This is a genomic window from Amycolatopsis dendrobii (assembly GCF_014145675.1).
Classification (GTDB): domain Bacteria; phylum Actinomycetota; class Actinomycetes; order Mycobacteriales; family Pseudonocardiaceae; genus Amycolatopsis; species Amycolatopsis dendrobii.
Genome location: NZ_JACGZW010000014.1, coordinates 1 through 14,410, shown reverse-complemented (window position 1 = coordinate 14,410; position 14,410 = coordinate 1). Strand labels below are relative to the sequence as shown.

The 14,410-nt window shown below is 70.6% G+C and carries 13 protein-coding genes; 12 read left to right on the top strand and 1 reads right to left on the bottom strand.

Annotated features, from left to right (window positions below):
- Window positions 1–77: 77 nt before the first annotated feature.
- Window positions 78–767 (bottom strand): DNA alkylation repair protein, encoded by a 690-nt coding sequence (locus H4281_RS35420; RefSeq protein WP_182895241.1) that lies wholly within the window; start codon window positions 765–767, stop codon window positions 78–80.
- A 130-nt stretch (window positions 768–897) separates the two neighbouring features.
- On the opposite strand from H4281_RS35420, the gene H4281_RS35415 reads away from it, so the two are divergent.
- From H4281_RS35415 to tyrS, 12 genes are all read left to right on the top strand, one after another.
- Entirely contained in the window at window positions 898–2,499 is a 1,602-nt protein-coding gene (locus tag H4281_RS35415; protein WP_182895240.1) for an alpha/beta hydrolase, read from the top strand.
- A 194-nt stretch (window positions 2,500–2,693) separates the two neighbouring features.
- On the top strand, window positions 2,694–3,170 hold the full coding sequence (locus tag H4281_RS35410; RefSeq protein WP_182895239.1) for a helix-turn-helix domain containing protein: 477 nt from the start codon (window positions 2,694–2,696) through the stop codon (window positions 3,168–3,170).
- Window positions 3,171–4,100: 930 nt separating this feature from the next.
- Entirely contained in the window at window positions 4,101–5,129 is a 1,029-nt protein-coding gene (gene argC / locus H4281_RS35405; protein ID WP_182895238.1) for an N-acetyl-gamma-glutamyl-phosphate reductase, read from the top strand.
- A complete protein-coding gene (gene argJ, locus H4281_RS35400; protein WP_182895237.1) occupies window positions 5,126–6,286 on the top strand; it encodes a bifunctional glutamate N-acetyltransferase/amino-acid acetyltransferase ArgJ in 1,161 nt (386 codons plus the stop codon). The genes argC and argJ overlap by 4 nt, the downstream gene beginning before the upstream one ends.
- The gene (argB, locus tag H4281_RS35395) at window positions 6,283–7,218 is read left to right on the top strand and encodes an acetylglutamate kinase (protein ID WP_182895236.1); all 936 of its coding nucleotides are present in this window, start codon (window positions 6,283–6,285) and stop codon (window positions 7,216–7,218) included. Before argJ ends, argB begins: the two co-directional genes overlap by 4 nt.
- Window positions 7,215–8,420 carry an acetylornithine transaminase gene (locus tag H4281_RS35390; RefSeq protein WP_182895235.1) on the top strand — a complete coding sequence of 402 codons (1,206 nt, stop codon included), beginning with the start codon at window positions 7,215–7,217 and terminating at the stop codon, window positions 8,418–8,420. Before argB ends, H4281_RS35390 begins: the two co-directional genes overlap by 4 nt.
- Window positions 8,420–9,346, top strand: coding sequence for an ornithine carbamoyltransferase (gene argF, locus H4281_RS35385; RefSeq protein WP_182895234.1), 927 nt, complete (start codon window positions 8,420–8,422; stop codon window positions 9,344–9,346). Before H4281_RS35390 ends, argF begins: the two co-directional genes overlap by 1 nt.
- Window positions 9,343–9,843, top strand: a complete 501-nt coding sequence (locus H4281_RS35380; protein WP_182895233.1) for an arginine repressor — start codon at window positions 9,343–9,345, stop codon at window positions 9,841–9,843. Before argF ends, H4281_RS35380 begins: the two co-directional genes overlap by 4 nt.
- A complete protein-coding gene (locus tag H4281_RS46680) occupies window positions 9,840–10,838 on the top strand; it encodes an argininosuccinate synthase domain-containing protein (protein WP_182895232.1) in 999 nt (332 codons plus the stop codon). Before H4281_RS35380 ends, H4281_RS46680 begins: the two co-directional genes overlap by 4 nt.
- Before the next feature lie 24 nt (window positions 10,839–10,862).
- Entirely contained in the window at window positions 10,863–12,278 is a 1,416-nt protein-coding gene (argH, locus tag H4281_RS35370; RefSeq protein WP_182895231.1) for an argininosuccinate lyase, read from the top strand.
- Between the two features lie 44 nt (window positions 12,279–12,322).
- Window positions 12,323–12,958 (top strand): DNA-3-methyladenine glycosylase, encoded by a 636-nt coding sequence (locus H4281_RS35365; RefSeq protein ID WP_182895230.1) that lies wholly within the window; start codon window positions 12,323–12,325, stop codon window positions 12,956–12,958.
- A 32-nt stretch (window positions 12,959–12,990) separates the two neighbouring features.
- Window positions 12,991–14,265, top strand: a complete 1,275-nt coding sequence (gene tyrS, locus H4281_RS35360) for a tyrosine--tRNA ligase (protein ID WP_182895229.1) — start codon at window positions 12,991–12,993, stop codon at window positions 14,263–14,265.
- The last annotated feature ends 145 nt before the right edge of the window (window positions 14,266–14,410 follow it).

The following is a 14,410-nucleotide window of genomic DNA, read 5'->3' as shown; positions in this document are numbered from 1 at the left end:
CCACCGGCCGGTCAGCCGGGGCGGGGGAGCGCTGGTGTCATGGCACCCTCCTTTCCTTTTGCTCGAACGGTTCCGCTTCACCTGAGGTGCTTCGTCGCCTCCCGTGCGGACAGCGGGGACAGCCCCGGGTGCGCCCGGACGAACGCGCGGACCCACTCCGGTTCGGCACGGGCATGATCCCGCAACGCCCAGCCGATTCCCTTGCGCAGAAAGAAATCCCGATCGTCGAGGTTCGCCTCGATCGCGTCGGCGAGCAGCTTCTGGTCCACCTCGCCCTTCGCGCTGACCTGACAGATCACCGCCGTTCGCCGGCGCCAGCGATCAGCGTCTGTCATCCAGCGGCGCAGAACGGGCGTGACCGCCGCCCGGTGCTCGCGCAGGATCGGCCCGACCCGGCGGATCGCGACCTCGTCGACGTGGTCCCACCACGCCCCGGTGACGATCAGCTCGTCGTACATGTCCAGCAGTTCCGGGTCCTGCCACTGCCGATAGGCGCGGTGCCCGGAGAGATCGATCGCCGCGTACCGCTCCTCGCGGTACTCCGCTTGCCGCCACAACGCGAGCACGGTCTCGGTGTACGTCACCCGATCGGGCAGAACATACTTGGCCAGGACCGTCTTCATGAGCTTGCCGCGCGGCGGTTTCGGCACCCCGCGAAACGGCATCGCGGACTTCATGTACGCCTGCATTTCCGGTGCTTTGACCGGGTCCGCCAGCTCGGCCAGCCCGGTTCGCACCGCCGTGATCAACGCTTTGCCCGCATCCATCGAGGGCCACCTCCGTCGTCTCGGATCCCGACGATCGGGGGACAGCACGGCTCGTGTCGGGAAACGAGATTCTGCCGTGCAGCCGGTAGCTTCGACGAGCCCTGGTTGCCGTCGGACGCAAAGGACCACTGTGAGGAAAATCGTCACCGCGCTGGCCGCCGCCGCTGTCGCGGCCGGAACGCTGGCTGTCGCACCCGCCGCCACCGCGGTGCAGCCCGACGGGCCGGGCTACGCACCGCCGCCGATCAAGTGGGGACCGTGTTCCGCACCAGGCCTCGCCAAGGCGGGAGCCGAATGCGGATTCCTGGCGGTCCCGATGGATTACGCGCAGCCGTCGGGCGAGACGGTGCAGATCGCCGTCTCCCGGGTGAAGCACAAGACCGCGAAGTTCCAGGGCGTGCTGCTGGTGAACCCGGGCGGGCCGGGAGGTTCGGGGCTCGGCCTTTCGGTGCTGGGCCGGAACGTGCCCAAACACGCCGGCGACAGCTACGACTGGATCGGCTTCGATCCCCGCGGCGTCGGCTCCAGCAAACCGGCTCTCACGTGCGACGGGAACTACTTCGCTCCTGCCCGTCCGGCTTACGTGCCGAAGACCCCGCAACCGGAGACCGCCTGGCGGGCACGTACGAAGGGCTACGCCGAGGCCTGCGCGAAGAACGGCCCGCTGCTCGAACACATCAAGACCACTGACGTCGCGCAGGACATGGAAAGCCTCCGCAAGGCGCTGGGCCAAAAGCAGATCAACTACTACGGCTTCTCGTACGGCACGTACCTCGGGCAGGTGTACAGCACGCTGTACCCGGACCGCATGCGCCGGATGGTGCTCGACGGGAACGTCGACCCGCGCAAGGTCTGGTACGACGCCAACCTGGACCAGGACGTCGCCTTCGACCGCAACATCAAGATCTACTTCGACTGGCTCGCGAAGTACGACAACGTCTACCACCTCGGCAAGACCGGCTCGGCCGTCGAGCAGCTCTGGTACGCGCAGCAGCGGAAGCTCGACCGCGCCCCGGCGGGCGGCGTGATCGGCGGCGACGAGTGGACCGACGTCTTCCTCCAGGCCGGCTACTACGTGTTCGGCTGGGAAGACATGGCCAAGGCGTTCGACGGATGGGTGCACCGGGGCGACTGGCAGACGCTGAAAGCGTTGTACGACAAGTCGAACGCGCCCGGCGACGACAACGGCTACGCGGTTTACAACGCGGTGCAGTGCACCGATGCGCAGTGGCCGCAGGACTGGGACCGCTGGCGCCGCGACGCCTGGGCCACCCACACCCGCGCGCCTTTCGAGACCTGGAGCAACACCTGGTACAACGCGACCTGCCTGAACTGGCCCGCTAAGCCGGGCAAGCCGGTGGACATCGACGGGTCGAAGGCGAGCGGTGCGCTGCTGATCAGCGAGGAACTCGACGCGGCCACGCCGTACTCGGGCAGCCTCGAAGTGCGCAAGCGCTACCCGCGTTCGAGCCTCGTCAGCGCGCCCGGCGGGACGACGCACGCCGGATCGCTGTCCGGGGTTTCGTGCGTGGACGACAAGGTCGCCGACTACCTCGCCACCGGCGCCTTGCCGAAGCGGGTGCGAGACGACCGGTCCGACGTCCAGTGTGCCGCGGTGCCGCAGCCGGTTCCGTCTCCGGTCGCCTCCGGCGCACAGCAGAAGGCCGATGCCGCGGCGAAGGCCGCGGCGGAGGAGAAGCAGAGCCTGCTTGCCGGGTTGCTGCGCTTCTGAGTCGTTCTTCGCGGTGCCCCGGTCTGGTCTGCCAGGCCGGGGCATTGTTCTTTTCCGCTGGTCCACCGAACCCCCTCGGTTGTTTTTCGGGTCGCCGGGGACGCTACGGCGGGGGTCTGACAATTTCGGAACGCAGTCACCCGATCGCATTAAGTGATCGAAAATTGTCGGGGGTGGCGGATACCTTCGCGGCCATGACGATCATTCAGGAGCACCGGACCGAGGTCCGGTCAGGAGATGTCCAGTACCAAGTCGCCGTCGTCACCCGCAGCGAGGACGGCGAGCCCGAGCGAGTCACCGTCACGGTCGGCGGCGAACGGCCGGACGGCGAACCCGTCGTCGAGGGCAGGCTCGAACTCGACGTGACGTCCGTGGCGACTGTCGCGGAGCTGCTCGACACGAGCCTGCGCACCTTCGCGGGCGGCGGCGCGCGGCGAAGATCGCGCGGACGCCCGGCCCAGCAGGGCAGGCCGTGGACCGACGAGATGGACGCGGACCTGGAAGCCCGCTGGCTCGCCGGGGACTCGGTGACCGCCCTGGCCCGCCATTTCGCGCGGACGCCCGGCGGTATCCGGGCGCGTTTGCCGAGGGTTGGCTGCGATCCGGAGCATCCGGGAAATCATCTGCCGACGCCGCCGAGTCTCCGCGAAGCGGAGGAAGGAGCGGACTGACGAGTGCCCGCCGGGTTCGCATGCCGAGGCGGGCCCGGCGTGGCGGTGGCTGCCTGTCGGACCGGGGCTTGGGATCCGGGCGAGCGGCAGGTGCCGGACTGGCGGCTTGGGTCTTGGAGCGGGCGGCGTGTGTGGGCTTAATGGCGTGCGGGACCTGCGGCATGGGGTTTCCAGGGCGAGCGGCGTGTGTACGGGGCTCGAGGCTTGGCTCCGGGACGAGCGGCGGGTTCGGACTTGCGGCTTGGACCCCTGAGCAGACGGCGTGCGCGAGGCTGGTGGCGTGCGTGCTGGGCCGGGGTTTGGGTTCCGGGCGGGCGGCGTGCGCGGGCCGGTGGCGTACGTGCGGGACTTGCGGCTTGAGCTGCGGGGCTAGCGGCGCGCGCTGAACTAGTGGCGTGTGTGCAGGACCGGTGGCTCAGATGTCAGGCAGGCGGTATGCGAGCTGGTCGGACTGGTTGACAGAGGCGGGTTTCGGGCGGCCGGACGATCCGCGTTGCCGAGTGGTCCAGGGAAGCCGAACGGTGGTCGGTGCTGGGCGGCTCGGCTGGCTTCGGAGCTCGAACGGACCGGTCGATCCCACGGGCTGGCTGGTGCCCACCTGGTGCTCGCCCGGTGGTCGGCTCGCCCGGTCATCGAACGGCCTGCGCCGCCCGAACAAGCCGTGCGGCCGGTTCGTGCAGCCGACGAGTCCGCCTGGCCGGGTGACGCGGTCGTGCGCGCGGGCCAAGGAGCCATTGCTCGCGGCAGGGCGGAGATCCTGCCGCCTCGGGCCACGTCGGCGCAGCGTCGATCAAGGCCGGATCCGGCCTGCCGCGGCGGGCGGAAAACGCCTGGAGAACGGACGAAATCCACGGAAGTCCTGGGGAGGGGACGACCAGGGTGAGCAAACCCTCTTTGTTTGAGCTTGCACGCTCGTGCATAATCATTCGTATGACGGTGAAGATCGCGGTAGCCGGTGCCAGCGGGTACGCGGGCGGCGAACTGCTGCGCCTGCTCCTGACCCATCCCGAGGTCGAGATCGGCGCTCTCACAGCGGCGAGCAGCGCGGGGACGACGCTGGGCACGCATCAGCCGCACCTCGTTCCGCTGGCCGGGCGGGTGCTGCTCGAGACGAACGCGGAGACGCTCGCGGGCCACGACGTCGTGTTCCTTGCTCTGCCGCACGGCCACTCGGCCGAGATCGCGGCGCAGCTCGGGCCGGACGTGCTCGTGGTCGACCTCGGGGCCGACCATCGGCTCGCGGACGCGGGGGACTGGCGACGGTGGTACTCCGGCGAGCACGCGGGGCAGTGGCCCTACGGGATGCCTGAGCTGCCCGGCGCGCGCGAGAAGCTCGTGGGGACCAAGAGGATCGCGGTTCCGGGCTGCTTCCCGACCGGCGGGTCGCTCGCGTTGGCCCCCGCGTTGGCGGCCGGGCTGATCGAGCCCGCGGTCACCGTGGTGTCGGTGACGGGGACGTCCGGCGCGGGCAAGAGCCTGAAGCCGAACCTGCTCGGGTCCGAGGTCATGGGCAACGCGAGTGCGTACGGCGTCGCCGGGGCGCATCGGCACACGCCGGAGTTCGTGCAGAACCTCTCCGGAGCGGCGGGCAAGCCGGTGACCGTTTCCTTCACGCCGGTGCTCGCGCCGATGCCGCGCGGCATTCTCACGACGGCGAGCGCTCAGCTCGTGGGCGACGTCGACGAGGCCGCCGCGCGCGCGGTCTACGAGAAGGCTTACCACGCCGAGCCGTTCGTCCAGGTTCTGCCCGAAGGAACCTGGCCGACGACCGCCGCCACGGTCGGCTCGAACAACGTCCAGCTCCAGCTCGGGATCGACGCCGACGCGGGCAGGCTGGTCGTCGTCACGTCGATCGACAACCTCACCAAGGGAACCGCGGGCGGTGCCGTCCAGTCGATGAACCTGGCACTCGGTTTCCCCGAGGCCACCGGACTTTCCACCGTGGGAGTGGCACCGTGACCGTCACCGGACCGAAGGGTTTCCGCGCCGCGGGCGTGGCCGCCGGGATCAAAGCCTCCGGCGCGCTCGACCTCGCGCTGGTCGTCAACGACGGCCCGCTCGACGTCGCGGCGGGCGTGTTCACCCGGAACGTGATCAAGGCCGCGCCGGTGCTGTGGTCGCAGGAAGTGCTGAAGCAGCAGAAGCTGAAGGCCGTCGTGCTCAACTCCGGCGGGGCGAACGCGGCCACCGGGCCGGGCGGGTTCCAGGACACGCACGCCACCGCGGAGAAGGTCGCCGAAGTACTGGGCGCCGGGGCGATCGAGGTCGCGGTGTGTTCCACCGGCCTGATCGGCGAGCGGCTGCCGATGCCCGCCGTTCTGTCCGGTGTGGACAGTGCGGTCAAGGCGCTGGACGCCGGCCCGGAAGCGGCGCTCAACGCGGCTACCGGCGTCATGACCACCGACACCAAGCCGAAGCAGGCGTTCGCCCGGCACGAATCCGGGTGGAGCGTCGGCGGATTCGCCAAGGGCGCGGGGATGCTCGCGCCGAACCTGGCGACGATGCTGTCCGTGCTGACCACGGATGCCGTGGCGGACAAGGAAACTCTCGACCGTGCGCTGCGCGCCGCCACGCACGTCACGTTCGATCGGCTCGACGTGGACGGCGGGACCTCGACCAACGACACTGTGCTCGTGCTCGCCTCGGGCGCGAGCGGGGTGGAGCCGACCGAAGCCGAGCTGACCGAACTGCTCACCAAGGTCAGCCACGACCTGGTGCTGCAACTGCGCGCCGATTCCGAAGGCGCCACCAAGGATGTCGACGTCACGGTGAAGGGCGCCGCGTCCGAAGCCGACGCGATCGTGGTGGCTCGGACGATCGCCGAGGACAACCTGGTCAAGACCGCCTTGTTCGGCTCCGACCCCAACTGGGGCCGGATCGCGATGGCGCTAGGCCGCGCACCGGCGCGGATCGACCCGGAAACGGTGTCGATCGCGATCAACGGCGTCACGTTGTTCGCGGGCGGCACGACGGCTGAGGATCGGTCGGCGGCCGACCTGTCCGGGCGGGCCATCGAGGTCGTCGTGGATCTCGGCGTCGGTTCAGATGAGGCCACGATCTACACCACGGACCTCTCGCACGCGTACGTCGAAGAGAACAGCGCGTACTCGTCATGACCGATACCGGAAGGCTCGTCTCCGCGGACGAACGGCTCGCCAGCGCGGCCGAAAAGGCCGGGGTGCTGATCGAAGCGCTGCCGTGGCTGCAACGGTTCAACGGCGCGACCGTCGTGGTCAAGTACGGCGGCAACGCGATGATCGACGATCAGCTGAAGGCCGCGTTCGCCGAGGACATGGTGTTCCTGCGGCTGGCCGGGCTGCACCCGGTGGTCGTGCACGGCGGCGGCCCGCAGATCAGCGCGATGCTGTCCCGGCTCGGCGTGCCGGGGGAGTTCAAGGGCGGGCTGCGCGTCACCACGCCGGAAACCATGGACATAGTGCGCATGGTGCTGGTCGGGCAGGTGAGCCGCGAGCTGGTCGGCCTGATCAACGCGCACGGCCCGTACGCGGTCGGCATTTCCGGCGAGGACGCGCGGCTGTTCACCGCCGAGCGCAAACAGGCCACTGTGGACGGTGAGCAGGTGGACATCGGCCTCGTGGGCGAGGTCGCCGCGGTGAACCCGGACGCGGTGCTCGACATCGTGAACGCCGGGCGCATCCCGGTGGTGTCCACGGTGGCCCCCGACGTCGACGGCGTGGTGCACAACGTCAACGCCGACACCGCCGCGGGCGCGCTCGCCGCGGCGCTCGGCGCGGAAAAGCTCGTCGTGCTCACCGACGTCGAAGGCCTTTACGCCAACTGGCCGGACCGGTCGTCGCTGATCGACCGGATCCCCGTCGACCGTCTCGAACGCATGCTGCCCGGCCTGGCCAACGGCATGATCCCGAAGATGGAGGCGTGCGTGCGCGCGGTGCGCGGAGGCGTGCGCGGCGCCCACGTCATCGACGGCAGGCTCGCCCATTCGGTGCTGCTCGAGGTCTTCACCTCGCGCGGCATCGGCACCATGGTGCTGCCCGAGGCAGCGCCTCCCGGAACGGAGCACGCGTGACTACCCTCAAGTCCAATGCGGACGGCCAGCAGCACTGGCAGTCGGCCGTCATGGACAACTACGGAACCCCCGGCCTGACTCTGGTGCGCGGCGAAGGCGCGCGAGTGTGGGACGCGGACGGCGCCGAGTACGTCGACCTCGTCGGCGGCATCGCGGTGAACGCGCTCGGCCACGCGCACCCGGAGGTGGTGCGCGCGGTCACCGAGCAGATTTCGAAGCTGGGGCACACGTCGAACCTGTACGTGAACCCGGTCGCGGTCGAACTCGCCGAAACGCTGCTCGACGTCGCGGGCCTGAACGGGCAAGGAAAAGTCCTGTTCGTCAACTCCGGCGCGGAGGCGAACGAGGCCGCGCTGAAGATCACCCGGCTCACCGGCCGCAGCAAGATCGTCGCGGCCGAGGGCGCGTTCCACGGCCGCACCATGGGCGCGCTGTCGCTCACCGGGCAGCCGTCGAAGCGCGAGGCGTTCGAGCCGTTGGTTCCTGGCGTCACGCATGTTCCCTACGGCGACGTCGAAGCGTTGCGGGCCGCCGTGGACGGCGAGACCGCCGCGGTCTTCCTGGAGCCGGTGCTCGGCGAAGCCGGGGTGATCCCGGCTCCGGACGGCTACCTGCACGCGGCGCGCGAGATCACCAAGGCCGCCGGCGCGCTGCTCGTGCTCGACGAGGTGCAGACCGGGATCGGCAGGCTCGGCACCTGGTTCGGCTTCCAGCAGGCCGGGATCGTGCCGGACGTGATCACGCTCGCGAAGGGCCTCGGCGGCGGGCTTCCGCTCGGCGCGGTGATCGGCGTCGGCGCGGCGGGCGACCTGCTGAAGCCGGGCCAGCACGGCACGACCTTCGGCGGCAACCCGGTGTGCTGCGCGGCCGGGCTGGCCGTACTGCGCACGATCGTCCGGGACGACCTGCTCGACCACGTCTCCGCGCTCGGCAAGGACCTCGCCGCGGGAGCCGAGGCGCTCGGGCACCCGCTCGTGTCCGGGGTCCGCGGCGCGGGGCTGCTGCTCGGCATCGGCCTCCGGAAACCGGTTTCCGCGGCGGTCGCGAAGGCCGCGCAGGAGGCGGGATACCTCGTCAACCCGGTCGCCCCGGACACGGTCCGGCTCGCCCCGCCGCTCGTGCTCGACGAGCAGCAGGCGCACGGCTTCCTCGCCGCCCTCCCGGGCGCGCTCGACTCCACCACCACGAAGGAATCCGACTGATGCCTCGCCACTTCCTCCGCGACGACGACGTCACCCCCGCCGAGCAGGCCGCTCTGCTCGACCTGGCCGACCAGCTGAAGGCCGATCCGCTCGGCACGAAGGCACTCGCCGGCGCCACGGTGGCCGCGATCTTCGAGAAGAACTCCACCCGCACCCGGTTCTCGTTCGAGGTCGGCATCAGCCAGCTCGGCGGGCATCCGGTGATCGTCGACGGCCGTTCGATGCAGCTCGGCCGCGAGGAGACCATCGAGGACACCTCGCGCGTGCTGTCCCGTTACGTCGACGCCGTCGTGTGGCGCACCTTCGCGCAGAAGCGCATCGACTCGATGGCGTCGGTCGCGTCGATCCCGATCGTGAACGCGCTCACCGACGAGTTCCACCCGTGCCAGGTGCTCACGGACCTGATGACCATCCGCGAGCGCAAGGGCAAGCTCGCCGGCCTCACGCTCACCTACCTCGGCGACGGCGCCAACAACATGGCGCATTCGCTGCTGCTCGGCGGCACCACGGCCGGGATGAACGTGCGCGTCGTGTCGCCGGAGGGGTTCCAGCCCGACCAGCAGGTGATGCTCGACGCCAAGCAGCGCGGCACCGAAACCGGCGGCAGCGCGACCGTCTGCACCGACGCGCACGAGGCCGTCGACGGCTCGGACGTGCTGGTCACCGACACCTGGACGTCGATGGGCCAGGAGAACGACGGTCTCGACCGGGTCGGCCCGTTCCGCGCGCTGCAGATCAACGCCGAGCTGCTGAAGCGCGCCGCGGACGAGGCGATCGTGCTGCACTGCCTGCCCGCGCACCGCGGCTGGGAGATCACCGACGAGGTGCTCGACGGCCCGGCCAGCGCGGTCTGGGACGAGGCGGAGAACCGGCTGCACGCGCAGAAGGCCCTGCTGGTCTGGCTGTTCGGGCAGAACGGCCGATGACCAGCAGCCGGGTCGGGCGCCAGGCGCGGATCACCGAGCTGGTGTCCACGATGGCCATCCGCAGCCAGACGGAGCTCGCGCGGCTGCTCGCCGCCGAGGGGATCGACGTCACTCAGGCGACGCTGTCGCGCGACCTCGACGAACTCGGCGCGATCAAGCTGCGCGGGGCCGACTCGGGCGCGCCGGTCTATGTCATCCCTGAGGACGGCAGTCCGGTTCGCGGTGTTCAGGGCGGCACCTCGCGGCTGTCCCGGCTGCTCGCCGAACTGCTGGTGTCGGCGGATTCGTCGGGCAACCTCACCGTGCTGCGCACGCCGCCGGGCGCCGCGCAGTTCCTCGCGAGCGCGATCGACCGGGCCGCGCTGGAGGAGGTCGTCGGGTCCATCGCGGGCGACGACACAGTCGCGGTGATCGCGCGCGAACCGCTCACCGGACGAGACCTCGCCGAGCGGTTCACCGCGCTCGCCCAAGGTTCGGCGGAAGGAACCGAGCCGTGACCCGGCGGGTCGTGCTCGCCTATCCGGGCGGGCACGGCTCCGCAGCCGCGCTGGAACTCCTTGCGGGACAAAGCGAAGTGGTCGCGGTCGCGGCGGATTTCGGGGCGGGCGACGTCGATTTGTGCGCGCTCCGGCAGCAGGCGACGGCCGGCGGAGCCGCCGAAATCGTGGTCGCGGACGTTCGCGAGGAATTCGCGAACGGCTACTGTTTGCTTGCGCTGCAAGCGAATGCGCTGATCCTCGACCGGCGCCCGCTGGTCGAAACGCTGGCTCGGCCGCTGCTGGCGAGCCGGCTCGTCTCGACCGCGAGGGACCGGAGCGCGTCCGCCGTCGCCCACGGCGGCGGAGACGCGTTGTCCAGCATGATCGCGACGCTCGCGCCGGACATCGAGATCGTCGGACTCGACGTTCGAGCCGGGCAGGATCTGTCGACGAGCCGGACTTTGTGGGGCCGGGCCGCGACGTCGGGCTACCGCTGTACCGAGGACGCGGTGGTGAACCTCGGCATGCCGGACGAGGTCGTCGTCACCTTCGAGCAGGGCGTGCCGGTCGCGGTCGACGGCGAGACGGTCAGCCTGGCCGAGGCGGTGCAGCGGCTCGGCCACCGGGCCGGAGCGCACGGTATCGGCCGGTTCGAATTGGCGGACAGCTACGACGCGCCGGGCGCGGCGGTTCTGGTCGCCGCGCATCAGGAGCTGGAATCAGTCACGCTCGACCGTGATCTGGCGAGGTTCAAACGCGGCGTCGACCGCCGGTGGGCCGAACTGGTCCACGACGGATTGTGGTTCTCTCCGCTGCGCGAGCCGCTGGACGCGTTCGTCCGGCGGGCGCAGGAGCGCGTGTCCGGCGAGGTGCGGCTGGTGCTGCACGCGGGCAGCGCGACCGTCGCCGGCCTCCCCGGGAGGCGGCTTCGCCCGGTCGGACGGCGGCACCGTCGCGCGACCGGGCAGACTCCGCTGGGAAACACCCAGCATCCGAGCACCCAGGCGTCCTGAGACGCCGGACGAGAGAGGCAGAACGTGAGCGGGAAAGACCAGCCGGTGCAGCTGTGGGGCGGCCGGTTCGCCAGCGGGCCGGCCGAGGCGATGGCGGCGCTGAGCGCCTCGACCCACTTCGACTGGCGCCTGGCGCCCTACGACATCGCCGGATCGCGCGCGCACGCCCGCGTGCTGAGCAAGGCGGGGCTGCTCACCGAAGCGGAACTGGCCGGGATGCTGGACGCGCTCGACACGCTGGCGCAGGACGTCGCGTCCGGCGCGTTCACGCCGACGATCGCCGACGAGGACGTCCACACCGCGCTCGAACGCGGTCTGCTCGAACGCGCCGGCGCCGAGCTGGGCGGCAAGCTGCGGGCAGGCCGTTCCCGCAACGACCAGGTCGCGACGCTGTTCCGCATGTGGCTGCGCGACGCCGCCCGCCGGGTGGTCGCGGGCACGCTCGACGTGATCGACGCGCTGGTGTCGCAGGCGGCCCGGCATCCGGACGCGATCCTGCCCGGGCGCACCCACCTGCAGCACGCACAGCCGGTTCTGCTCGCGCACCACCTGATGGCTCACGGCCAGTCGCTGCTGCGCGACGTCTCCCGCCTGCGCGACTGGGACGCCCGCACCGCGGAATCGCCGTACGGTTCGGGCGCGCTGGCCGGTTCGTCGCTCGGCCTCGACCCGGAAGCGGTGGCCGCCGAACTGGGCTTCGACACCAGCGTGGAGAACTCGATCGACGGCACCGCCTCGCGCGATTTCGTCGCCGAGTTCGCGTTCGCCGTCGCGATGCTCGCGGTGAACCTGTCGCGGATCGCCGAAGAGGTGATCATCTGGAACACCGCCGAGTTCGGCTACGTCACGCTGGACGACGCGTGGGCCACCGGCAGTTCGATCATGCCGCAGAAGAAGAACCCGGACGTCGCGGAGCTGACCCGCGGCAAGGCCGGACGGCTGATCGGCAACCTCACCGGCCTGCTCGCCACGCTCAAGGCCCAGCCGCTCGCGTACAACCGCGACCTGCAAGAGGACAAGGAACCGGTCTTCGACTCGGTCGAACAGCTCGAACTGCTCTTCCCGGCGATCGCGGGGATGCTCGGCACCCTCACCTTCCACACCGACCGGCTCGCCGAACTGGCTCCGGCCGGGTTCACGCTGGCCACCGACATCGCCGAATGGCTGGTGCGCCAGGGCGTGCCGTTCCGCGTCGCGCACGAGGCGGCGGGGGAGAGCGTGCGGGTCGCGGAGGCGCGCGGGGCCGGGCTCGACGAACTGACCGACGAGGAATTCCAGGCCATCAACCCGGCGCTCACTCCTGCGGTGCGCGAGGTCCTCACCGTCGAAGGTTCGGTGCGTTCGCGCGACGCTCGCGGCGGCACCGCGCCGGACCGGGTCGCCGAGCAGCGGGAGCGCCTGGTCGAGCGCGTCGCGGCGCATCGGCAGTGGCTGAAGTGATCTGCCGGCAGGCCGCTGGTTAGGCTGGCGGCCTGACGAGGGGAGTGCGTGTGGACCGGTTGTTCCGGCGCGAAGAACTGGCACTGGACCCGGTCGACCTGGCTCGGCTGCTGCTCGGTGCCGTCCTCGAGGCCGACGCGCCCGAGGGCCGGATCGGAGTGCGGCTCGTCGAGGTCGAGGCCTATCGCGGGCTCGACGATCCCGCTTCGCATTGTTATCGCGGGAAAACCCCGCGCAACGCGGTGATGTGGGGTCCGGCCGGGCACCTCTACGTCTACTTCGTCTACGGCATGCACTTCTGCGCGAACGTCGTCGGCACGGAGGACGGCCAGCCGGGCGCGGTGCTGCTGCGCGCCGGCGAGGTCGTCGAGGGCGCGGACATCGTGCGGAAGCGGCGGCCGAACGCGCGCGGCAACGGCGAACTCGCCAAGGGCCCGGCCATCCTCACCTCGGTGCTGGGCCTCGCGCGCGAGCAGAACGGTCTCGATCTCACCGATCCCGGGTCGCCGGTGCGGCTGCGCGCCGGCGAGCGCGTGCCCGCGGACAACGTGCGCACCGGCCCGCGCGTCGGCGTCGCGATGGCGATGGACACGCCGTGGCGGTTCTGGATCGACGGCTCACCAGCCGTCTCGACCTACCGCCGCGGCGGGAAACGCCGGCAGGTGCGACCCGCGGGATAGTCGTTTGACCTGGTGGGGGATCATCTACAGGTGTGAGTGAGCACATCCTTGACGAGTTGTCCTGGCGCGGCCTGATCGCGCAATCCACCGACATCGACGCCCTGCGCGCAGAACTCGACCGCGGCCCGCTCACGCTCTATTGCGGCTTCGACCCGACCGCGCCCAGCCTGCACGCCGGCAACCTCGTCCCGCTGCTGATGCTCAAGCGGTTCCAGCGCGCCGGGCACCGGCCGATCGTGCTGGCCGGCGGTGCCACCGGGATGATCGGCGACCCCCGCGACAACGGGGAGCGCACGCTCAACACCCTGGACGTCGTCGCCGACTGGGCCGGGCGGATCCGCGGGCAGCTGGAGCGGTTCGTGGACTTCGACGATTCGCCGACCGGCGCGATCGTCGAGAACAACCTCGATTGGACCGCGAAGCAGAACACGCTGGAGTTCCTGCGGGACGTCGGCAAGCACTTCTCGGTGAACGTGATGCTGAACCGGGAGACGGTCAAGCGCCGCCTCGAGGGCGACGGCATGTCCTACACCGAGTTCAGCTACCTGCTGCTGCAGTCGCAGGACTACCTGGAGCTGTACCGCAAGCACGGCTGCAAGCTGCAGGTCGGCGGTTCGGACCAGTGGGGCAACCTCGTCGGCGGCGTGGACCTGATCCGCCGGGTCGAGGGCGGCACCGCGCATGCGCTGACCGCGCCGCTGGTCACCGACGCCGAGGGCCGCAAGTTCGGCAAGTCCACCGGCGGCGGCAACGTGTGGCTCGACCCGGAGCTGACCTCGCCGTACGCCTGGTACCAGTACTTCGTGAACGTCGGCGACGCCGACGTGCTCCGCTACCTGCGGCTGTTCACCTTCCTCGACCGGGAGGAGATCGACGCGCTGGCGAAGGACACCGAGGAACGCCCGCACCTGCGCGCCGCGCAGAAGCGGCTGGCCGAGGAGTTCACGAACCTGGTGCACGGCGAGGACCAGACGCGCCAGGTCATCGCGGCGAGCCAGGCCCTGTTCGGCCGCGCCGAGCTGACCGACCTCGACGGCCCGACGCTCGACGCGGCGATGGCCGAGGTCCCGAACGGCCAGGTCGAGCCCGCCGGCGACGCCACGATCGTCGATCTTTTGCTCGCCGGGGGACTGGTGGACAGCAAGGGCGCGGCGCGGCGGACCGTGAAGGAGGGCGGCGCGTACGTGAACAACGTGAAGATCGCCGACGAGGAGTGGAAGCCCTCGGCTTCCGACGCCCTCCACGGCCGCTGGCTCGTGGTCCGCAAGGGCAAGCGCACGGTCGCCGGCGTCCGCGTCGGGGGCTGATCTCCGCCCTCGGCCCGAAACAGGGGCTCTGACCTGCGGGAACGCAGTTAAGGGACCCCCCTGTTTCGGGCCCTGGGAGGGCGTGTAAAGTTCTTCAAGTCGCCAGGGAAACCGGGCGGCCGCCGGGACACGAACCAAGCTCTCA

What these genes read in the sequence shown, in the direction of transcription:
- argB (WP_182895236.1), top strand. Translation starts at nt 6,283, where the DNA reads ATGACCGATACCGGAAGGCTCGTCTCCGCGGACGAACGGCTCGCCAGC.
- H4281_RS35410 (WP_182895239.1), top strand. Translation starts at nt 2,694, where the DNA reads ATGACGATCATTCAGGAGCACCGGACCGAGGTCCGGTCAGGAGATGTC.
- H4281_RS35420 (WP_182895241.1), bottom strand. Translation starts at nt 767, where the DNA reads ATGGATGCGGGCAAAGCGTTGATCACGGCGGTGCGAACCGGGCTGGCC.
- H4281_RS35380 (WP_182895233.1), top strand. Translation starts at nt 9,343, where the DNA reads ATGACCAGCAGCCGGGTCGGGCGCCAGGCGCGGATCACCGAGCTGGTG.
- argC (WP_182895238.1), top strand. Translation starts at nt 4,101, where the DNA reads ATGACGGTGAAGATCGCGGTAGCCGGTGCCAGCGGGTACGCGGGCGGC.
- argF (WP_182895234.1), top strand. Translation starts at nt 8,420, where the DNA reads ATGCCTCGCCACTTCCTCCGCGACGACGACGTCACCCCCGCCGAGCAG.